20 protein-coding genes and 1 tRNA gene are annotated in these 21,018 nt (G+C 52.1%); 14 read left to right on the forward strand and 7 right to left on the reverse strand.

Going from position 1 to position 21,018, the window contains the following annotated elements:
• Positions 1-481 precede the first annotated feature (481 nt).
• Positions 482-904, reverse strand: coding sequence for a DUF3291 domain-containing protein (locus tag ACR0MS_RS19830; RefSeq protein ID WP_170786485.1), 423 nt, complete (start codon positions 902-904; stop codon positions 482-484).
• A gap of 293 nt (positions 905-1,197) precedes the next feature.
• Between ACR0MS_RS19830 and ACR0MS_RS19835 the strand changes: the two genes are divergently transcribed.
• From ACR0MS_RS19835 to ACR0MS_RS19845, 3 genes are all read left to right on the forward strand, one after another.
• Complete coding sequence (locus ACR0MS_RS19835; protein ID WP_480579036.1) at positions 1,198-2,832, forward strand: arylsulfatase; 1,635 nt, start codon at positions 1,198-1,200, stop codon at positions 2,830-2,832.
• A gap of 70 nt (positions 2,833-2,902) precedes the next feature.
• Positions 2,903-3,901, forward strand: coding sequence for an HAD family hydrolase (locus ACR0MS_RS19840; RefSeq protein ID WP_480577945.1), 999 nt, complete (start codon positions 2,903-2,905; stop codon positions 3,899-3,901).
• Between the two features lie 130 nt (positions 3,902-4,031).
• Positions 4,032-4,877, forward strand: a complete 846-nt coding sequence (locus ACR0MS_RS19845; protein ID WP_214648042.1) for a hypothetical protein — start codon at positions 4,032-4,034, stop codon at positions 4,875-4,877.
• A 231-nt stretch (positions 4,878-5,108) separates the two neighbouring features.
• Here ACR0MS_RS19845 and ACR0MS_RS19850 read toward each other — a convergent pair whose 3' ends face one another.
• Complete coding sequence (locus ACR0MS_RS19850) at positions 5,109-6,005, reverse strand: LysR substrate-binding domain-containing protein (protein WP_170786480.1); 897 nt, start codon at positions 6,003-6,005, stop codon at positions 5,109-5,111.
• A 104-nt stretch (positions 6,006-6,109) separates the two neighbouring features.
• On the opposite strand from ACR0MS_RS19850, the gene ACR0MS_RS19855 reads away from it, so the two are divergent.
• Positions 6,110-7,306, forward strand: coding sequence for an oxidoreductase (locus ACR0MS_RS19855; RefSeq protein ID WP_480577942.1), 1,197 nt, complete (start codon positions 6,110-6,112; stop codon positions 7,304-7,306).
• Between the two features lie 91 nt (positions 7,307-7,397).
• Here ACR0MS_RS19855 and ACR0MS_RS19860 read toward each other — a convergent pair whose 3' ends face one another.
• Positions 7,398-8,327 (reverse strand): DMT family transporter, encoded by a 930-nt coding sequence (locus ACR0MS_RS19860; RefSeq protein WP_170786559.1) that lies wholly within the window; start codon positions 8,325-8,327, stop codon positions 7,398-7,400.
• A gap of 806 nt (positions 8,328-9,133) precedes the next feature.
• On the opposite strand from ACR0MS_RS19860, the gene ACR0MS_RS19865 reads away from it, so the two are divergent.
• The gene (locus ACR0MS_RS19865; protein WP_480577939.1) at positions 9,134-9,298 is read left to right on the forward strand and encodes a hypothetical protein; all 165 of its coding nucleotides are present in this window, start codon (positions 9,134-9,136) and stop codon (positions 9,296-9,298) included.
• A 5-nt stretch (positions 9,299-9,303) separates the two neighbouring features.
• Here ACR0MS_RS19865 and ACR0MS_RS19870 read toward each other — a convergent pair whose 3' ends face one another.
• The 3 genes from ACR0MS_RS19870 to gntH form a co-directional block, all read right to left on the reverse strand.
• Positions 9,304-10,494, reverse strand: coding sequence for a HupE/UreJ family protein (locus tag ACR0MS_RS19870; RefSeq protein ID WP_480577936.1), 1,191 nt, complete (start codon positions 10,492-10,494; stop codon positions 9,304-9,306).
• 85 nt (positions 10,495-10,579) lie between these two features.
• Positions 10,580-12,379 (reverse strand): hypothetical protein, encoded by a 1,800-nt coding sequence (locus ACR0MS_RS19875; protein WP_480577932.1) that lies wholly within the window; start codon positions 12,377-12,379, stop codon positions 10,580-10,582.
• Between the two features lie 9 nt (positions 12,380-12,388).
• Positions 12,389-13,570, reverse strand: a complete 1,182-nt coding sequence (gntH, locus tag ACR0MS_RS19880) for a guanitoxin biosynthesis MBL fold metallo-hydrolase GntH (RefSeq protein WP_480577929.1) — start codon at positions 13,568-13,570, stop codon at positions 12,389-12,391.
• Positions 13,571-13,708: 138 nt separating this feature from the next.
• Between gntH and ACR0MS_RS19885 the strand changes: the two genes are divergently transcribed.
• The 3 genes from ACR0MS_RS19885 to ACR0MS_RS19895 all read left to right on the forward strand — a co-directional run bounded on the left by ACR0MS_RS19885 (position 13,709) and on the right by ACR0MS_RS19895 (position 16,949).
• Positions 13,709-14,278, forward strand: a complete 570-nt coding sequence (locus tag ACR0MS_RS19885) for a TetR/AcrR family transcriptional regulator (protein ID WP_480577926.1) — start codon at positions 13,709-13,711, stop codon at positions 14,276-14,278.
• A gap of 313 nt (positions 14,279-14,591) precedes the next feature.
• Positions 14,592-15,368: a fumarylacetoacetate hydrolase family protein gene (locus tag ACR0MS_RS19890; protein WP_170585295.1), complete on the forward strand. Its 777-nt coding sequence runs from the start codon at positions 14,592-14,594 to the stop codon at positions 15,366-15,368.
• A gap of 129 nt (positions 15,369-15,497) precedes the next feature.
• The gene (locus tag ACR0MS_RS19895) at positions 15,498-16,949 is read left to right on the forward strand and encodes a DUF2779 domain-containing protein (protein ID WP_480577923.1); all 1,452 of its coding nucleotides are present in this window, start codon (positions 15,498-15,500) and stop codon (positions 16,947-16,949) included.
• 84 nt (positions 16,950-17,033) lie between these two features.
• On the opposite strand, the gene ACR0MS_RS19900 is transcribed toward ACR0MS_RS19895, so the two are convergent.
• Complete coding sequence (locus ACR0MS_RS19900) at positions 17,034-18,008, reverse strand: adenylate/guanylate cyclase domain-containing protein (protein ID WP_171188020.1); 975 nt, start codon at positions 18,006-18,008, stop codon at positions 17,034-17,036.
• Positions 18,009-18,458: 450 nt separating this feature from the next.
• Here ACR0MS_RS19900 and ACR0MS_RS19905 point away from each other — a divergent pair.
• The 6 genes from ACR0MS_RS19905 to ACR0MS_RS19930 all read left to right on the forward strand — a co-directional run bounded on the left by ACR0MS_RS19905 (position 18,459) and on the right by ACR0MS_RS19930 (position 20,932).
• A tRNA-OTHER gene (locus ACR0MS_RS19905) sits at positions 18,459-18,552 on the forward strand.
• 19 nt (positions 18,553-18,571) lie between these two features.
• On the forward strand, positions 18,572-19,078 hold the full coding sequence (locus tag ACR0MS_RS19910; protein ID WP_170585306.1) for a eukaryotic translation initiation factor 4 gamma: 507 nt from the start codon (positions 18,572-18,574) through the stop codon (positions 19,076-19,078).
• Positions 19,078-19,257, forward strand: a complete 180-nt coding sequence (locus ACR0MS_RS19915) for a hypothetical protein (protein WP_170408637.1) — start codon at positions 19,078-19,080, stop codon at positions 19,255-19,257. The genes ACR0MS_RS19910 and ACR0MS_RS19915 overlap by 1 nt, the downstream gene beginning before the upstream one ends.
• A 3-nt stretch (positions 19,258-19,260) precedes the next feature.
• A complete protein-coding gene (locus ACR0MS_RS19920) occupies positions 19,261-20,319 on the forward strand; it encodes a hypothetical protein (protein ID WP_480577918.1) in 1,059 nt (352 codons plus the stop codon).
• Positions 20,312-20,476, forward strand: a complete 165-nt coding sequence (locus ACR0MS_RS19925) for a hypothetical protein (RefSeq protein WP_170416179.1) — start codon at positions 20,312-20,314, stop codon at positions 20,474-20,476. The genes ACR0MS_RS19920 and ACR0MS_RS19925 overlap by 8 nt, the downstream gene beginning before the upstream one ends.
• Before the next feature lie 144 nt (positions 20,477-20,620).
• Positions 20,621-20,932 (forward strand): hypothetical protein, encoded by a 312-nt coding sequence (locus ACR0MS_RS19930; RefSeq protein ID WP_170428344.1) that lies wholly within the window; start codon positions 20,621-20,623, stop codon positions 20,930-20,932.
• Positions 20,933-21,018: the final 86 nt, after the last annotated feature.

Genomic DNA, 21,018 nt, shown 5'->3' on the forward strand with positions numbered 1-21,018 from the left:
AACCTGCCGTAACTTCGAGACAATCTCTTCGGGCTTCGGTCTCTTGTTTGCCATTCGTGGTCCTCCGTTTCCTAAACATAACGGTGGACCAGTTCAGTTGGGGAGGCTCAGCTTTATCCAGACTACGTCATTGAAGTTGACGGAAAGCGCAAAGTAGCAGTCGAAATAAAAGCGCACAGGACAAGAGTAGAAAGACAGTTCACCTTAAATACGCTTGGCTATCTTTGGCTCCTTAGGAGGCTTGTACCCGAGGCTCTGTTGGTCGTTCCTCAAGACTCCGGCTACGACCTGAAACAGTTGGCAAAGCTCAGAGATGAAATCGGTCTTGATGGAATTCGTTTTGCGACATTACCGGAAGCTGGAGCCAACAGTTTTGAAGACTTAGTGGTTCAGGAGTAAGTACAAGTATCAAAGGGTAGTTGAGCTAGCTTGTAGTCGCTGAGCTGCTTACCTAGCAACCATATCTCTACCTGTTGCAAAGTCATAAGCCTCCGGACTTGGCCCATCTGTTCTCAACCGAAGAAGTCTTTTTTCCTTCCGTCAGGCTCGGAATATGACCAGCCTGGATCGGCCAGATGACATAGCTTGGCTCACCAACATGCTCAAACCACTCCATTCGGCGATCTAGAAACTGACCATGGATAGTCCTGTGAACAAAATGCTCCAAGTCTGCAAAGCTCTGCCAGGTCGATAGTGTCGCCAGTGCGACGTGTGGCCGACCAAACAATGGACCTGTGTCGTTCTCTGGGAGATCGTAACCCACTCCTTGAAGGCGCCAGATAAAACCTTCGGATCGATCTGCGACAGCGTTCAGACGATCCGAGTTGTCCTCGAAACCAGCAATACGGGGATCTCCTGGCGGGTGCAGCAAGTACCCCATATTCATTTGTGCAATTTGTTTCACAAAACAACTCCACCGCTAAAATTGGCTTCAACAGTCACCAGCAGCTCTTACTATGTCCAGTGATTTTAATCTGTGGCCTACAAACCGGCACGCAGGGTCAATACCGACACTGATCGCTAAATACGTTCTTTACGGCTTGTTCGTTTATCAAACAGCGGCCCAAAACGGACATTGAAATTCGAGCGTCAGAAATCCGGCTGTTCGGACTGCGTGTGCAGCTATGATACGCTTCCAGACATCCAAATATTAAAATATGATTCGATGCCTAGGGAGGAATACTTATGCCGAGGTTAATGCTGCCGGCAGCACTTGCTGCCGCAATTACTGTTACGATCTCTACCCCCACCAAAGCACAAGACTTTGATCCGTCATCGCTTTCGACTTTTGGATCGAAGCCTAACATAATTCTTATTGTCTCTGATGATACCGGTTACTGGGATCTGGGCGCCTATCATGGAGGCGCCGCCCGTGGAATGGATACCCCAAACCTTGACCAATTGGCCAAGGACGGAATGATGTTCACGGATTTCTACGCGCAGTCTTCATGCACACCGGGTCGTGCGGCAATGCAGACCGGCCGCTACCCAAATCGTTCAGGCATGACTACGGTTGCATTTCAGGGTCAGGGTGGAGGGCTGCCTGCCGCAGAGTGGACACTCGCCTCGGTTCTGAAGCAAGCCGACTACAACACATACTTTATGGGAAAGTGGCATCTGGGAGAGTCTGATTACGCTCTGCCAATAGCGCATGGTTATGACAAGATGGAGAACACCTTTCTCTATCACCTCAACGCCTACACCTATGCGCTGCCGGACTGGCACGTTCAGATGACGGATGAGCAACGGGAATTCTTCAAACAATCCACTACCGGTGTGTTTGAGGGTGAGGCGGGAAGCCCCGCGACTGAGGTGCTGACAATAGACGATATGACAACAGCGGATTTGGCCAAGCTGGATGCGGTTGGTGCTGAAAAAGCAGTTGCAGAGCTGGAACGGCTGGCCGGGCTCGAACAGCCTTTCTTTATGTCGATCAACTGGGCCGCCAACCACCAACCAAATCTTCCGTCCCCTGATTTCGAAGGGAAATCCGCGGTCAAAAACAAGTACGGCGACAAGGTTGTGGAACTTGATCATCATACCGGACAGATTCTGAACAAGGTCAAGGACCTTGGCATCGAAGAGAACACTCTTGTTATCTACACGGTGGACAATGGGGCCTGGCAGGATGTTCATCCAGATGCTGGTATGACACCTTTCCGCGGAACCAAAGGAACTGATCGTGAAGGCGCTTACCGTGTGCCGTTCTTCGCCAAATGGACCGGTAAAATCGAGCCCGGCTCCAAGTCTCATGACATCGCGGGCGGGACTGATCTAATGGCTACATTTGCTCACCTGGCTGGTGTTCAGTTGCCTGAAAACGACCGGGATGGCCAACCCACTATCTTCGACAGTATCGATATGGCACCAATCCTCTTTGGTGAGGCTGACCCGCAGCGAAATAGCTGGGCCTATTTCACCGAAAATGAACTCGCCCCGGGCGCGGTGCGGGTCGGGCCTTGGAAGGCTGTGTTCAACATCAGAGGCGATAACGGAGCACGGGCGGGGTCTGAGGCTCCGGCTGCCGAGTTGGGATGGCGTGGCCCTCAGAAGTACGTCGCGACCGTGCCGCAGGTTTTTAACCTTTGGGAAGACCCGATGGAGCGCTACGACATCTTCATGACAACCGGTCGTGAGAACACTTGGACTGTTCCTACGCTGATGGGTGAGCTGGAGCGGGTGGTCAAAACCTACATCGAATATCCACCGCGCCCGGTTCAAAGCGAGTCTTATTCCGGTCCAATTACTCTGAGCGAATACCACCGGTTTGAAGTCGTACGCGACCAACTAAACAAGCAAGGCTTCAAGATTGGTCTGCCAACAGGAAACTAAAAAAATAGTACGGGGCGCATCGTTCGTCCCGTACTCGCAAGACAACAGAAGCTACTTTTCGGAGTTTCGGATGAAGACGCGTTCTCGTAACCCAGTCTATGTATTTGTTTTTGTTTCAGCGCTTGCGGCTGCTTTTTGTTCGAAAACGATTGCCGAACCACTTGCATCGTGGAACGACGCGGGCGCCAAACAGGCAATAGTCTCGTTTATTAAAAAGACAACTGAACCGACCTCTGACACATTCGTCCCTGCGGAACAGCGCTTTGCCGTCTTTGACAATGACGGAACGCTATGGACCGAAAAACCAATGTATATACATGCATATGGAATCTTTTCGGAAATCAAACGACAAATTGAGGCCGATGAAACGCTGACGAAACGCGAGCCGTGGAAGTCGGTGGCCGAAAAAGATGCTTCCTATTTTGAACAACTTTATAGCAATTCTGAGTATGAAAGTCTGGCCAGCCAGTTGTTTGCTGCCCCTTTTGGCGGAATGTCTGCTGAAACCTATGCCAGTTGGGCGAAAGATTTCACAGCGAACTTCAAGCACCCGGAACTCGGCGTTGGCATAGAGGGTCTGATCTACCAACCGATGTTGGAATTGATGCGCTATTTAGAGGCCAACGAGTTCCTCGTTTACATTATCACCGCTGATGAGGGTGCATTCTTAAGGGTTGTCGCCGAGGACCTTTACGGCATTCCCCCAGAGCGCGTGTTCGGCACCTCCGTGCGAGAAGAATTCGTAATCGAAAACGGCGAGCCGCAGTTTGTACGAACCTATCACGTCGATCACTTGAACAACTGGGACGGAAAACCTCGCCTGATCAAAAAGGTTATCGGCCGCACACCCATATTTGCAGCGGGAAACTCAAACGGTGATCAACAGATGCTGCAAAACACAGCTTTGGGCGGTGGAATGTCCATACTGGTGCATCACACCGACGCAGATCGGGAGTTCGCCTATGACAAACACACTGACAAAGTGATGCCGCTTGCGTCTCAGGAAGGTTGGGTGGTGGTGGATATGGCAAAGGATTGGAACAAGATCCGGGCAGACGGGTCGGAATGATCCTATTGACTAGCCCTGAAGTAAACTCGCAAGGCGCTCTTTGTTGCCTCAATCGTATGTCGCCAACCCGCGTAGTCGCCCGATTACGCAGTTCATAGTGATGATGTTGACTTCGCCAAGGAGAAGCAAATTGGGCACTACCCCGAAGATGCCTTCCACAACTTTAGCTTCGACCCGAGATTTACTGAACGGGTTTTGCATAAGTTTTTTCATCGTTCTGGGCGTGTCAACAGCACCAGGTAACCGAGTAGCGGCACAAGAGAACGACGCGGCATCAGCCGCAGCCCAAGCGAATAATCCCCTGGCAAACTTCAAGGCCATCAATGTGCAAAACTACTACATAGGCGATATTTCAGGAACGGATCAGACAGGTAACCAGTTTTGGCTAAGATATGCGCAACCGGTGAGTTTGGGGGGATCCAATTGGATTTTGAGGGCTTCTCTACCCGTCAATTCATTCCCCGGGCCGGACGAAAAATCGACAGGTGTTGGTGACCTAAATGTGTTTGCTGCTTACCTGATCAATACCGGAAATCCGGCGTTAAGCTTTGGTGTCGGCCCACAATTAACAGCTCCGACTGGCTCGACAGACGGGTCGGGATCAAAGAAATGGTCAGCTGGCATTGCAAATGTGTTGTTCAATGCGTCGTCTCCGAAGTTCCAATACGGTTACCTGCTCACGTGGCAAGCAAGTTTTGCAGGTGACAGTGATGCAAAAGACGTGAATATCGGAGCTTTTCAACCGTTCCTGTTCTATCAACTCGGCGGAGGAACATACTTAAGGTCGGCTCCGATAATGACATACGACTTCGAAACAGACAGCTATAATGTGCCAATCGGCTTAGGTGTTGGGCAAGTTTTTGGCAAGAAAGAGATCACCTACAACGTCTTTGTCGAACCGCAGTACTCCGTCGCGAGCAGAGGTTCTGGGCAAGCAAAGTGGCAGATTTTCGCAGGCTTTAATACGCAGTTTTGAAGCCCATGATTTTTTTCAACTGCGTCCAAGCCGTCCGCTTTGGGCTCTCTCCAGCCGTTCTCTGCGCTATTGAAGAGCGGTTGGTGGCATCCCGTGGAGGACATTCCCGATCCGAGTGCCGGGCCGAGAGCAATCTTCCACTGCGCATGTCACCGATGTCCGATCCTAAGTATGTAGGATCCGCCGTCGTGCAGACTTCGCCAGATGCTGAAGTACAGCACATTCCGCCGCTCAATTTGATCCGACCTTAGCGAAACGGTCTGCCAGGAAGTCAATAAAAGTGCGCACCCTATGCGGCAAAAAATTCGTCTCCGGGCGCAGAACGAAAACGCCGCCGCCGGAGTCCAACGCTAAGTAATCCTCTAGCAAAGGCATCAGGCGCCCGTTCAGAAGATCGTTTGACGTGAGGAACTCTGGCAGCCAGGCGATGCCACGTCCGGCGCAACATGCCGCATGAAGTGCTTCGAGGCTGTTGCATGAGAATCCACTACCAAGCCGAGAATGGCCACCTTGATGTTGGGTAAATCCCCAATCCGAAATTTGCCTTTCATGCCCCAGACGCAGACATCTATGCGCCGAAAGATCTTCGGGCCTTTCAGGGAAACCGTGCTGTTCAAGATACGCAGGCGCTGCGCATGGGACTCGTGGATTGCTCATCAGCTTACGGGCGACAAGGGAAGAGTCGGGTAAGACGCCACTGCGAACGCCCAGATCAAAGCCATCGCCGATCAGGTCGATGACTTTATCCGTCAATAGTAACTCAATCTCGACTTCCGGGTAGCGCTCCATGAATTCAATGACCATAGGCACGACGTGTAGGCGACCAAGTGCGGCCGAACTTGTCAGGCGTATCGTGCCACGCAAGGTATAGGCATCATCGGAAATATCCTCTTCCAGCGCTGTCAGACGGGCAAAAAGGTCCCGTGCTTCTTCTACATATCGTCGGCCTGCATCGGTCAAAGCCATGCGCCGGGTCGAGCGGACAAGAAGCGGCACCTTCAACCGCTCCTCCAGCTGATGCACCCTCTTGCCAACGGCAGACGGGGTATACCCCATTGCTCTGGCTGCGGCAGAGAAACTACCGTGATCAACAACGGCCAGGAGGATTTCCAGCTCTGTTTTCTGCACTACTTGATCCTAAAACTATCAAAATCTGATCTAGGATACCCAATAAACATCCGATGTCATCCGGGGTATCTCAAATTTTGATAGATACCCCAAGGAGGCATGCTTTGCGTACCGCACCGAGCCCAACCCTCTTCACGCCGCTGACGCTTCCAAACGGACGCGTTCTGAAGAATCGCATCATCAAGTCGGCCATGTCGGATTCCTTGGGGGATGGCCAGGGCAACCCGACCTTGGCACAGATGCGGCTTTATGAACGTTGGGCCGAAGGTGGCGTGGCAGCTTCGATCATAGGGGAAGTTCAAGGTGATCCAAGTTACCCAGAGAAACCTGGCAATCTGGTTCTGGATGAAAAGGCCAATGAGGCGTCGTATCGCGAACTCGCTCGACGCGGCTCAGCAAATGGAGCGCAACTCTGGTTGCAACTCGGACACGCTGGGGCACTAACGCATCTGCCTATCGGCGAACCCAAGGGGCCAAGCGAAATTGAATTCCCTGATTTCCGTAGCAAAGCCATGTCCTTTGCCGAGATCCAAGCGGTTCCGGGTTGTTTTGCCAAAACTGCGTTGCGTTCGGTCGAGTTGGGCTTTGGCGGAGTGCAAATTCATGCCGCACATGGATTTCTTCTGAGCCAGTTTCTATCCCCACTCTTCAATCATCGAACGGATGCCTACGGTGGTTCAATTCAGGCGCGAATGCGATTGCTAATCGAAACGGTTGAAGCCGTCAGAGCGGTGGTTCCGTCCGACTTTGTGGTTGCGGTAAAACTCAATGCAACCGATCAGCTTGATGGAGGTCTGGTTGAGGAGGAGGCCCTTAAGATTGTAGCTGAACTTGAGGGGAAGGGTGTTGACCTTTTGGACATCAGCGGAGGCACCTATTTTCCTGGTGCGCCTTCCAGTTCAGACCGTTCAAGCAAAGGTCCTTACTATGTCGAGTTTGCCCAAGCCGCGCGTCAACTGACGTCAATCCCCCTTATGGCTACAGGCGGATTCAAAAGGAAGGAGGAGGCCGAGGCAGCCATTCTTTCGAGGGCTGTGGATGCGGCAGGACTGGCGCGCGGCCTTGTTCTTGATCCGTCCCTGCCCGCCTCATGGCAAGCAGGAGAAAGAGATCCCGTCTTTCCTCGCTTCGCCACTTTGCCACCAGGAGGCATGACAGCTTGGTTCACCATGCGCATGACAGATCTTGGCGAAGATCGAGAGGATCTGGTGGATAGGGAGATCAGCGAAGCTCTGGCCGAATACGAAAAGCGCGATGAGCTGCGCGTTTCAATTTGGAAGAACAGGAATTCAGTCTCCTGAAAACTTATCGGCCCCAATCCTAAGCTCCACCATATCGGCAGCTGGACTAGTGTATGATGCGTATTTGTAAAGGCCGCGATTGCGTGTGGACTTAGATTGGAGGTGCTGGGCGCTCTGTGACCAACTGTCTGGCTACCACCCTTTCTCGATGTATCATGTACAGCCCTGCACCGATGATGATGCCAATACCAATCAGGCTAAGCATGTTCGGAAAGTCATTGAAAACAAGATAGCCGAACAGGGTCGCTACGGGCAGCTCAAAGTACTGGAGAGGAGCCAGTGTGGCAGAAGGGGCAAAGGAAAGCGCATATGTCATCATCATATGGCTCACGGTCGCAAAAAAACCAGCTCCGAAAAGCCACAACAACGCGACGTCTGTCGGCCAAACGGGATCGAACAGCTCAGAGCCAGAACCTTGCGCAACTATTAAGGTTGGAACACAAAACAAGCTCGCAATTAGGCCAGTGTGGAATTGAAGCGCCACGGGGTGCATCCGACGCGACAATCCCCGCGTCACAAGAATGTAGAAAGCGAAAGCGACTGCCGTACCAAGCGGAATTAGCGCGACGGCGCCAAAAGCCGCGAAACTAGGTTGGATGACGAACAAAACACCAACAAACCCCACAAGAGCTGCCCCGACACGACGAGAGCCGACATCTTCACCAAGATAAAACTTACCGACCAACAGGACAATAAACGGCGCTACAAACACAATTGCCAACGCATCGGCAAGAGGCATTACTCGGATTGCCGCAATGAAGCAAAAGGTCGCGAACAGTAAGAGTAAAGAACGGAATACAAGTACCAGCAATTCACCGCGCGCCACACGTAGTGAAAGTCCCATCATCCAGACAAACGGTGACATCAGCGCGCACTGCACCACAAAGCGAGCAGCTGTTATCTGCCCAACTGGCACGCTGGCCGATGCGAGTTTTGCAGCTACATCCAGCAAGGGAGCAGTCAGGCAAAACCCAAGCATCAGCGCTACGCCAGCAAGGGTGCGATCCGTAGATTGAGGCATGGAATCAGCGGAGGTCATCCCACTATCTAGGAATGTCGCCAAACGCGTGTCTGTTCTCAATACGACGCCACGCAAAAGTCTCGAGATTAGCCGGATCAAGTCGGATGGGAATTTACACCTGCTTCGACCAACAGGTTCAACGAACCGCGCGGCAGCATGAAATCCCGGATTCAAGATCGGTTCCGCACAGTTAGCGAGTATTTGCTAAGTTCGCTTTATGCGCACCGCAGACTTTCGCGAGAATCCAAGCAAAAAGGCCGCATGGACCCCAAGGTTCCTTTGGGGGGCCCTTTGCGGGATTGAGCAATGCAAAGGGCCATAACCGCAACGACTAAGCCATATACTGATTGAATTCGTCGCTAATGCAGACAAACGCGCAGCGCAAAACTATGGGTGAACTACGCAAACTTATGGGGTGTGCGAAGTGCTATGCGCAAACCTACATAGTTGTAGGTGCGCTCATAACGCTGCATTGTTTACATTGATTTCGTTAAAGAAAATCTTGGAGCTTTGCCCAAAACTCTGCGCGGTACTTGCGCATAACTTTGCACGATTTGCCCATAAGTTTGCGCGTTCCAAAGTTCGCGCTCAATTTAAGATAGTTCCTGTACGGGTCCTACAACTTTAGAGCACTGCCCTTCAATCATAAGTGCGCTTTGATTGGCAGTCTTCAACTTTTGACCGATCAAAGTACTTCACTCGCACGCAGGCGATAAACCGCAAACGCGTCAGTTATGAGATGCCTGGACAACAACAGCAAACAAACGCGCATCAGCGCAAATTTATTCGCGCAGGAGAAATGCCACATGGATCTCAAAGACTTCTCCGGCCTGTGGGTCTGCTTTGGGCTGGATGCGGACTCCGCGACAATGAATGCGAACGGCCGCTCTGAGCCCAATCTGTCTTATGCTGCGGAAGAGCCGATTGTCCGCTTTTCTCCCAGGCGACCATCACGGCATGCGCCATTGTAATTACCTTAAGCCAGCGTGGAATAAACCTCGGCAACTCGCTGAAAGGTCCAAAAGCAGGCGATAGCTGCACATCCACCGGCTAAGCCCACTCGTATGGACATCCACAAACTGGAATTCACGCGCCGACACATTATTAAGGCAGGCCAGAGCGCAAGAATAATGGCGACCTGGCCAAGCTCGACGCCAAGATTGAAAGCAAGCAAGCTCTGCCAGATGTTTGGGGATGTAACCTGTAGAATCTTGTGCAACACAAAGCTAAACCCAAGCCCGTGCAGGAGACCAATCAGCGTTGTCAGAAGCACCATCGTGACCTCAGAGCGCGCGTTGTCCTTAAAACTCATAAACGCTGCGACAGCTGCAAATATGATAGAAAGCGCAATCCCGGTTTCGACGGCAGGGACAAACCAAGCGCCCGATGGCACAAACCCGAAGAACCCCAGCGACAGCGTTACGCTATGCCCAACGGTAAAACCTGTTGCGCGAAGTAACAGCGCCCTGAGGGTCTGCGCTCCAATGACCAAACACACAACAAAAAGAACATGATCCAATCCTTCGAGGATATGTCGTATACCTTCCCAGACAAAACTCAGGAATCCTCCATACCCCTCTTGCTGAACTACCAATGGTTCAGTCATCAGGCCCCGAGATCGGAATATCTGCGGTGTGTCCGACGCGTAGTCGAGAATGAGGTTGGCCGTTTGGTCCTGATCCGGCAAGCCGGGGTCCAGCACGTTGGCAATGCTGTACGATTGGACCGGGCCGTCAGTGTCATAATGCAGGACGAGATCGACAATCGTGTCACCAACAAAAAGCGGTGGCGTTAAGGCCGTTTCGGTGTCCACGGCCTGTTGAGCTTCGGCCAAAGTTGCAAATCCCGGCTCATTTCCAACGCGATGTAAGCGAACGGACTTAACTGTTCCCCTTAAGCGCTGATTGTCGACCAACAGATGCAACCCGCCTTCGGCCAATTGCCCCAGCCCATTGGGATCGCTCATGACAGCCTGCAAGTCGACAAAGTGGACCAACTGACCGTCGCTCAAGGCATTGGTCGTGAATGGTGCAGCTTTCGGCAAGGCCTCACCATCCTGGTCACCGACCTTGTCTGCAACCAGATAAGGCATGGGCGTACGGATGTAGACACGCAGACTGTCTTCGGAATGCTCGACATGCGAAATTCGAACGTTGAGGTTAAGCAAAAAATGCGCCGAGGCTGACAGCGTCAGTGACAAAAACACACCGACAAACAGAGCGCAGAAAGCAAAAACCTTTGGTCTTAAACACTTACGCATTTGGATCGCGAGCCTCGATTACAGTTAATCCATCCAGCTTCCATTGCCCTGACTCAGGTGTCACCTCGGCCAACACCCGAAACGTAACGGCGCGCATGTGGGCATGCCCCCAATGACCACCTTGGGCTTTCACTGTCCATTTGACCAGAGTGCTAAATCCACCCGGTTTGAGGGTCGGGTCAACGCGCTCTAAATTCAGGTCTCTAATTTCGGTAACTGTAGCAAGACTGCCTCCTGGCGTTCGGATCACGAGACCACGTTCAACCTCTGTTGCTACGTCGCTCAGAGACGCTTCCGTTACAAAGTGTGCCAGCTCTGATTTTCTTGTGGCCGGTGAAATTTCAAGAGTCACCGTGCTCAAGTTTTCGACCATCGAGCGCAGTATATCTTCCGCAACCTGCGGCTCAGGGGGCTCGGGCTTCTTCCAAAGTAAATCCGGCAAATATCCCGAAAATGCGACGGTTGCCGATGTTGCGGCAATCATGGTTACGCAACTGATGCGCTTTGCAACTTTGCCCTTACACAGCACGAAGAAACCAAGTGAAGCGGCACTGATCATCCCGGAGATCAAAGCCATTGCCAGGTTCTGCCGTGTCTGCGGCTCAACTGGAATCTGAGTGACAGATGCTTTTTCGTATTGGAGCAAGTGGTTCTGCCAATGAAACTGAGGGTCTGCTGGCGTCACAGCTCCAAAGAACGGCCCGGCTATATCGTTTGAAATGGTCGCAACGCGGGAAATTTCCTCGTCAAACATATCCCATGTGACGGTCACCTGATCGGGAAGGTCCGCCGATGAGAAAGACAGGATAGCTCCGATAAACGCATTGTTTACGGACACTTCCTTTCCAGGCTCGACAACCTGAAAACCTTGCGATGTCAGCTCCAGGAGTTTTGCTGTAGCGTTCGACGGTTGCACTAATTTGCCATCAATTGTCACCGGGTTACGTGAAGCCAGGAAGGACGCCGCCTGGTTTACGATCAAGGCGCTACGATGTGGTGAAAGTGTTTGTCCCACTGTGAAAGTTTCACCAATCCAAGGCGCGAGTTCTCGCAAGCGGATCAGCGTCTCATGTCGAACTTCACGAGGTTCGATGTAAAGAAAGGTCGATGTCCCGTCCTGCGCCTTTCGATTCAGGCTTTCAGCGGAAAATCGGGTTTCCCAAGGGTCAGGCCAGTGAATCTTTAACTCTGCTGGCTTTGACAAGAAGCGGAAATCCGTGACCGGAACCTCTCGGTCAAAAACCTGCATCCCGATTGTCGCCAGTGGTTCGGCATCCCGCGATGGAGGCATTATAGTCAGCTCTTCGGGAAGTGAATTTTGAAACGGAAAGAACAGTTCGGCGAACAAAACACGCGGATCTGGTGGCGGGCTGGGAACAATTTGACCCGAGAATGGATCGCGCTGACCTGCAAGCGGCGAGGCCCGGTCTATGCGCGTTCGGTATTCTAACTTTCTGATTTCAGCGTGTAGGGCCTGTCCGTCTCTTCCAACAATCGACAGCGCCCGACTTTCGGCTTGGGCAGAACCTTGTTCAGCCTCTGGCTCATCCCTGACGAAATTGGATGACCAACCGATTGGCAGCATATCCGCAAAGAACGGAATATCTTCGACATAGATCTCAATGTCGACGTAGACCCCATCATCTTTGACATGAACGACAGCAATGTTGGGTGCGACTTCTGAACCGTTTGTCAGAACGACATCCGCCGAAACGGCCTGTGCACCTGAGGCCATCAGGCTCAGCATCAGGAATAGTCGGTACAGATACTGCCAAATCGGAATTTTGTTCACTCCTGAACGTTAATTATCCGGCATTGGCGGTGGCGTGTAACCCTCCCATTTTCCCGCTTTGACTTTGTCCGACGGTTCTTTTTCTTTTGAACGCGGGGCGTTGATGTACTCGTCGCTTACCGCAGGCGGCAACGCATAGTCATCAACACTCGCTTCCCGAACAACGATCTGGTCCTTGGTTACGTTGATCACCTGTAGATCTCGCGCCAGTGTCAGAGGCCCATCGTAGGTCGAACGGACACCCTCCAAAATCGCCTGATAATTTTCGGGTGAAAGAACAGAGTGATACCCCAGCGCCATGCGCGGTTCGACCGCGGACATCACTTTGCCAAAAGCCGCAGGTTCGGTATGAACGCGCGTTGCTACATAGGTCGCCTGTTTCATGTCCCAGCCAAAATAGGGGGCCAGTGCAGCGGGTGGCAGAAAAGCCTCATGAGAAGCGATGTCCGCCCCTTTGGCATATTCGACATACCATTTGTTCGGATACGTATCGCCACCAAAAACGTATTTCAGCCCATTCCATTCCAGAGAGTAGCTCACGGAACCATCAAGGCTGTGGATCGCTGGCCAGGACCGGATCGTGACATCGTTTTCCTGATAGACGATCTCGTTTTCCTGCATGTAGTCGAATTCGGTGACATCAAGCTTTGCTCCATCGTCCGGCAGTGCGCCCGTTCGCGTGGCCAAATCCCAGGCATAGGCTTTGGACATACCCTCGACATAGGCTTTGGTGCCCAGTTCATCCTCTGATCCGGACGGGCCGAAGATGCGGAGCGGGGTATATCTGCCCGAAAGCCAACCCCCAACGTGGAGGCCCATGAAGTCTCCAACGTGATCAACATGCAAATGGCTGAAGAAGACCTTGTCGACCTTTGCAAAGTCCGGTCGCAGCGAAAACAGGTTTCCCGTTGCGCCAGTTCCTACGTCAAACAGAAAGACGTCCCCATTCCCAAGTTCCACATAAAACGAAATAGAAACTGCGGCCTTGGTTTGGTTTGGCATCCCTGTACCTAATGCCGTAATCCGCATCTCATCTGCACCGAGGATTTCAGTGTTAGGAAAGTAAGACGCGGGATAAACACCGTTTTCGATTGCACTGGCACTCCGACCTGTCGGCAAGGCGTTTTGCGCCGTGGCTGTGCCAGCCAGTGTCATACCTAAGGCCATCAATGTGCCGGCTGCGGTTTTCATTAAGTTATTCATTGATCCCCCCCTTCAAAGCGAAGCCTCTTAAGAGAACACGAATTCGTGAACCCCTCATTCACCATAGACATCTCTACGGTAGAACCATAGACTGCTCTATGTCAAATGAAGAATGCTGCAATCTGAATGTCAGAATCTAACACTCGAAGCTCACCTAAAAACGCCGCGACCAAAGAAGACTGGATATTGCTGGCCTACAAAGTACTCAACGAGGGCGGCGTTTCCGCGATAAAGGTCGTGCCAATGGCAAAGCGACTGAACCTGACAAGCGGCAGCTTTTACTGGCATTTCAGGAACGTTCGTGAACTCTTGGATGAAGTGCTTAGATATTGGGAGCAGGAACTGACTGACAACGTGATCGCAAAAGCAACAACATTTGGCGGCCCCCCGGAAGAACGTATCCTTCTTCTCATGAAAAAGGTCATTGAAGAGGACGCCGCCTTGCCAGATCACGCCGTTTCAGTCTGGGCAAAAACCGATGAAAAAGTGCAAGAAGCGTATCAAAGAACCATCGGCAAACGCTTTCAGTTCGCCGCCTGGATGTTTGAACAGGCCGGTTTCTCGAAAGAAGAAGCGAAAGCGCGTGGAAGACTGATGGTCACTTCGCTAATGGGAGACTCTTCGACCGGTCTGAAAGCGCAAGGCGATTGGGAAAAGGTTATAGAGCGGGAACACGCAATTCTTGTCGGAAAGTAGAAGATAGAACAAGAAAGTTGCCCGGCATTGTAAGTTTGCTCGAAAAGGACTGCCAATTTTTAATTGCCCTATAGAAACAGCTCACGCAACAATGCCAGAAGCCGACGTTCAGTCTGTAACCATCAAGGTCCGCTTCGTCCGCAACTCAGTCGTTGCCCCGACTATGTCGAACATCTGCCGTTGGTACGAAACTGCCGTATAAGTTCAAGACACTTTGTAGGTCTTGGAGCTAGACTTGGGCGAAAATCATTACTCTGGTCCTTCAGAACCTTGCTTGTATCGCAATCCAGCCGTCGGCGAGTATAGTACGAATATGACAAGAGATCTTGAAGCTAACGCTCAGAAAATCGCTCATGCCCTGACCTCTGGCCAGCAGATACCCAAACTGTCTTCAGAGGCAGGACAGCTAACACTGGATGACGCTTATTCGCTTGCAAGTCGCGTCCGAGAGCTTCAGGGCAAAAAGAGAGTCGGCCGAAAAGTCGGCTTCACGAACCGCACGATTTGGCCTGTTTACGGTGTGGATCAACCCATTTGGGGAGAGGTCCACGCAGATGGGCTGTTTTCGACTGATCAGCCGGTAAACTTGGCAAGTTATTCAGAACCGAGAATCGAACCAGAAATCGTACTAGGCCTTGGCTATGCCCCGACGGCTGAAATGAACAATGAACAGTTGGCAGGTTGCGTGGAGTGGGTCGCTCCAGGGTTTGAAATCGTGCAATCGATTTATCCCGACTGGAAATTCTCAGTCGAAGATTCAATCGCAGCACAAGGATTGCACGGCTGCCTTGTTCTTGGCGACAAAATCGCGGCGACGCATGATGTTTTGATCGGCTTGGCCGAAGTGCCACTAGCATTGTTCAAGGGCACCAAGGCCATCGGGTCCGGCAAAGGTGAAAACGCGCTTGGAGGCCCAATTGAAGTCCTGGCTCATCTTGTGTCTCTGCTCTCCGAAGCCGACCAGCTTCAGGGAGGCGAGCTGGTTACAACCGGTACTTTGACAGACGCATGGCCAGTGTCTCCGGGTGAAGAATGGTCAGCTGGTTTTGGTGGCGTGATGGACACCGAGCTCTCGGTACGATTTACATGAGGCTTTGGTAGAGTGGTGACGCCGACTGCACCAAAGAAATGTTGCTCTCAATAGCTGACCATGATGGTCTTCCACTGGTTTCATCAATTCTGGGATGCAAATTAAACGATGCTATCCAAATCAGATTACATGATGTTTCTTAGGCACCCAGCCTGGCTATGGATCAAGAAACAAGCCAGGCATCTGTTGCCGCCGATTGACCCCTCATTGCAAGCGCGCTTTGACGAGGGGCACGCGTTTGAGCCTTTTGCTGAGGAGCTATTTGGTGATCTCGTTCACCTCGGTTTTTCAGATTTTTCAGAATACCAGGCTCTGCCCGCGCGTACTTTGGAGGCTTGGAGAAACGGTGCAAACGCAGTGGCGCAGGGACGTTATGAAGATGGAACCATAACTTGCATCTCCGACATCGTGAGCCGCAGTGACGATGGGTACGTTCTGACAGAGATCAAGAGCGGGACTTCTGCAAATCCCGAGCACACTTTTGATCTCGCATTCCAGCGTGTCGTTCTTGAGGCAGCCGGGTTCCCCATTGCGCGCTGCGAAGTGGCACATGTGAACCGTGACTACGTCAGAAACGGCGAAATCAATCCGCGAGAGCTTGTCAGCATCACTGACATCACGGATGCGGTGACTGAGCAGCTCGAAAAAACACGCACGCGTATCGATCAGGCATTGAGCGTCGTTGCCAGCGGTACGATGCCTGATCCGTCCCCCGAACGTGCGCGCCTTAAATCCTACGGTGAATGGCTGGAGATCCGCGAGAAGCTCGACCCTCCAATCGCGCAAGACAGCATCCACCGCCTTCCGTTCATGAACGCGGAAAAAGCCTCCGCACTCATCGCAGACGGGATCACAAAGATTGACGAGATCAGTGATCCATCTGTGTTGGGCAAGTCAACACAGCGCTACTTGAGAGCAGTGGCAAACGGTGCACGCACAATCGACCATCAGGAGTTGAGCAGGTTTCTGAGCGAGATTGTCTATCCGGTTTATTTTTTTGACTACGAGACGTCTCAGAGTTTGCTGCCACCTTGGGACGGAACGCGTCCCTATCAGCAAGTGGCTTTCCAGTATTCCTTGCATATCCAGCGTGAGCCTGGCGGAGAAATTGAGCACAAGGAGTATCTCCACCGTGACTCCAGTAATCCGATGCCAGCCTTACTGAAAAGGCTACGTGAGGACATGGGTGACGTTGGCTCCGTTGTGGTTTGGTATGCGCCGTTCGAGAAATCGCGCAATACGGAAATGGCGGAAACCTATCCAGAGCACGCTGGGTTTCTGGAAGACTTAAACGCCCGCGTAGTTGATCTGATGAAGCCGTTTGCGGATGAAGTGATCAACGATCCCGCGTTCAAGGGAAGCGCCTCCATCAAGGCCGTTCTTCCAGCGCTTTTGCCAGAACTTTCATACGATGATCTGGACATCAAAGAGGGAGCGAGCGCGTCTCGCCTTTGGAAGGACGTAACACTGACCGAACCGGATGATCCAGAGCGCGAGAAGGTCTATTCTGATCTTGTGGCGTATTGCACGCGCGACACCTGGGCGATGGTCGCAATTCACCGGGAACTGCTGGCGATGTGAGGTGTGCTGCGACCCAAAAGACGTTTTTCGACTTTGCTCTACTGGATATCTGTGTGGGTCTTCGGTGTCAGAGCAGCCGCAAACTCAATCTTGCCACTCCAACCGATACAAGACGTGGTGACCGCGTAGACCTTTCAGGAGTCTGGGTTCTATTTCAGAAAAAGAGAAATCGGTTCGTCCTCCGACCATGGCACGAGTCGCATCTGAAACGAGTATCTCGCCCGCCGCACCAACGGTCGTTATGCGTGATGCTTTATTGACCACAGTGCCAAAAAAATCTCCACGAGATTGCACGACATCACCAGTATGAATCCCAATCCGGACACCGAAAGATGGCTCCTCGGAAGCCGATGCAATGGCCCCCTGAATCTTGATAGCGGCCGTTAGTGCTTCTTTCGCGGACGGAAAGACGGACAACGTTCCGTCTCCAAGGGATTTCACGAACTGGCCATGATACTTTTCGATGATCGCCGCCAAGACTTGGAAGTGGTTTTCGATCAGCACCGACCAACGCTGATCGCCCAACGCCTCCGCCAACGTTGTGCTGCCCTCCACATCAGTGAAAAGTACCGAAGCCAAACCTTCGGTTTGGACCAGCTCGGGTCCATCTTCACGCGCAGCATCAACCAATTGTTGGATGGCTAGCTGTTCCTTACCCACGAGTTCAATATTTGGAGTGGGCACTGAAGCGTGGCGATTGATGATCTTCCAGGCCGCTCCCTCCAGGACAAAAATCAGGACGGTGCGGTAAAATACGGCTTCATCAAAGCCGACAAACTGAATCTTATGGACGAAAGATGACCATCCCGTGTCTCCGTTTTCGAAGGCCTCAGCTTCAACTTCTTCGAAAACGACGGGAGCAGGGATCTCCGCGAAAAAGCCGCTAACCCCATCGCGAACTGCTTGCCCACTCCAAAACTCTCCTTCGCCTGTCCCAACAAACCGTAGTTCATCTGCCTTCGACAGAAAATCCTGCAACTCGTCAGTATTCTTTTTGGTTCTGAGTATTTCATACCAACGCCTCGAAACTGCCAGCAGTTCAGGTGAGGAACGTATCATCACAAATGACTCGAGACGCTAAATGGAATGAGACTTACAAGGTCTTGCAACCGGGATCTCCATTTTCGAAAGATGCAGGTCAATGCTGCCGCTGAGGTTTGGTCAGATCAAGACTTTTGTATTTCTCCAGAACGGAGCGCATAAGACGCACGTCGGTTCAGAGCGAACTATCGACGGAGTTTCTGAGTTCGAGTCCGGATCACAGGGTGTCGAATCGTTTCGCTGTCGGAGAGCTACTCGACGCTGTACTGACCCGCAAAATAAGATGCATGAGTGTATCGGGCACACGCTAAGCTAGAAGGTTCCCAGAACTACGCGGTGAAACTCGAAGTGCAGCAAGCGCCGTCTTGACATGGCTATGCGAACTGGTTCAGCTTGCGGTCATGACGTACACACGCATCCACTGCCATCGAATATCGGCCTGAGGTCGATAACCCACGCGAAATCCGTGGGAGGCAGCATTGGTATGCGGGCGAGGCTTATATCCTTGTAATTGCTCCAGATTAGAGTGCACGAGTCGGTTCGATTCCGACGCCTCCTACCATCCTCAGGAGGTGTCCGACATGGCGGGCGACGTCACGAACGCAATTGATTTCAACGACATCAAGCAATCGGTCGAGGAGAACCTCGGAAGCACACCCGAAGGCTGGTCCGGCTTGGTCACGGTGCTCTTCACAGAGGTTAAGGAATACTGCGATCTGAAGGGTGCCACCTACCCCTTTGTCCTTCAGATCAAAGAGAAAATCGGCGAGCTCCGCATCTACCACCGGTGTGATGATCGACAAATTCAGTCGATGATCGCTGCGACGATTGCGCGTGCAAATCACAGCTGTGAACGATGCGGGAATAGTGCCGAGACCCAACTTCTGGACGGCTGGTACAAGACACTTTGTTGCTGGTGCGCGCATGATGTCGCGAGCAAGCGCCACCCGAAAAGGAAGAGGCTTTTTGGCGTTCGAAAAAAGCCTACTCGAGATCGAATGACCTGCTCAGTTTGTGGCTATTTCGGTCAGATCGACCGAACGGATGACCGTAATCGGTGCCCTGCGTGCGTGAAGAAGGAATGGTGATGACCGCCGAACAACAAGTGACCTTCAATAAGATTATGGAAGACTACGATGATGAGAACTACGCCCGGAAGCTCATGAATACGGGCTCACTGGCCACCGGTCATGTCCCGCTGATTGCCCTTTGCCAGATCTCGAGAGGGGTCTTCCATCTCAACAAGACCAAGTTCTGGAGAATGTGACTGATGGATGATGTCGAAAAGAGTTGGAAGGAATTCAGGGAAAAGGTTCGAGGTGTGATCGAGGAGCATGGAGCTCCAGATGATCTCCGCTCATTTGACGCCTGGTACGCCGAAGAGATGCGTTTGGTGATGGCGCACAACTACCCAGCTCCGCACGTCTCTGACGTCACATGGTCGGCGGAGTGTCTGCATGTCGAGTGTGAAGACCGCGAAGTGGTCGACCGTATGATGAATGCTATGGCGGAGGTTTCACACGATCTCAAAGAGGCGCGGGCCCGGAGGTCAGTGATGGGCAGTGTTGTCGACTGGAATGATATTCATGGAAGCGTCTTCAAGCAGCTTGGTGAGTATCGTGCCGGGTGGGTGGAGCAGCTTACGCTTGCACTTGAGAAAGTGAAGAGGTTGATCGACGAGCAGCCCGACCTGTTTGGTGATGAACACCCGTCCATCGTTCAGATCAAACAGAAATTGGGAGGCTTGCGCGTCTATGAGGGCCCAGGCTGCAACCAGGCTACGAGTGAAGAGATTCAATGGCGTGTCGCTCAGATTGAGCAAACCTGTGAAGGTTGTTCTAATTCTGCCCAACGCCAGACCATCCTTGGGTTTGTGACGACGCTTTGCAGCTGGTGCTACAATGATGCTCTGCGGCGGCGATTTGAGGGCGCCGAAGAATCCTGGCCCGACGGCCTGAGGCTGGACATTGTGAAAAACTATCCAGACCTCGTTTCTCCGGATTGCGCATCTCTTGTTCCTGCTGTCGGAAAGGGCTGGCTCGTGATGATTTCGCAATCACTCCACAAGCTTTCCTTCAGTCAGGATTTCAGGGCACTGGACCCTGGAACTATTCAGATCTCGGATATTAAGAAAGGCCAGGATGGCAAGATTTCCATCGGTTTCAGTCAATACCACGATCTCATTCAGGAGTACGCTGACTGGATGGAATTTCGATGCGGTGTGACGTGTGAAGAGTGTGGCCACGTTGGTGACATCGTTCGGACAGCCGACAGGTCTCAAGTGACTTGTTCTCACTGCTACTGTACTCGGGAGAAGTCTGATGGGTGATGACGACGACGTTGAACTGGATGAACAAACCTTGCGTTTGCTTAGGCTTCGGGAGGCTGAAATTTCGGCCGGTCGAGCAAAACTTACCAAGCCGATTACCTCGGATGAGATCCGGTCGCGAAAGTTGCCTGATCCGAAGGGTAAGCCAGATGAGTGACGAGACTACAGAAAAGGAAATCCCAATTTTCGTAATCTGCGAGACTTCGGTGAACGGCCAACTTCGAGAGATTGAAGGAAAACAGATCACCGTAAAACCAAACAAGATCTTAGTCTTAACGATCAGTGTCGAGGATGTTGAGCGATGACAGATGATTTTTCAGAAGAAGAGATCTTCGGGCGCCCGTTACAGGATGTTCCTCTGAATGACTTGATCGCAGAGTTGCAAGCTCGTCGCAAAGAGGGTCCGGAGGTCTGGCTTGCATTGCGCAAAATGATTTTCGAGCAAATCGCCGATTTTGCACAGCGTCCGGCCGACGCGCCCAAATGGCGGGATGAATGGGTCAAAGAGAACACCTGGGATCTAGTGACTGACGACGATGATGTCGAGATCACTGATGGTAGCGGCAACGTGTTCGACGACCTCGGGATTGAAGACCCGAGGAAGAAGACTTAGTGATGGGGCCCGAGCATTTCAGCTTGATCTTATCCGCCGTGATCATTGTCGCATTGGCGATCTACGTCAGACACATCGTCTACACC

The sequence above is a fragment of the Ruegeria sp. CJ2 genome, from assembly GCF_056536745.1.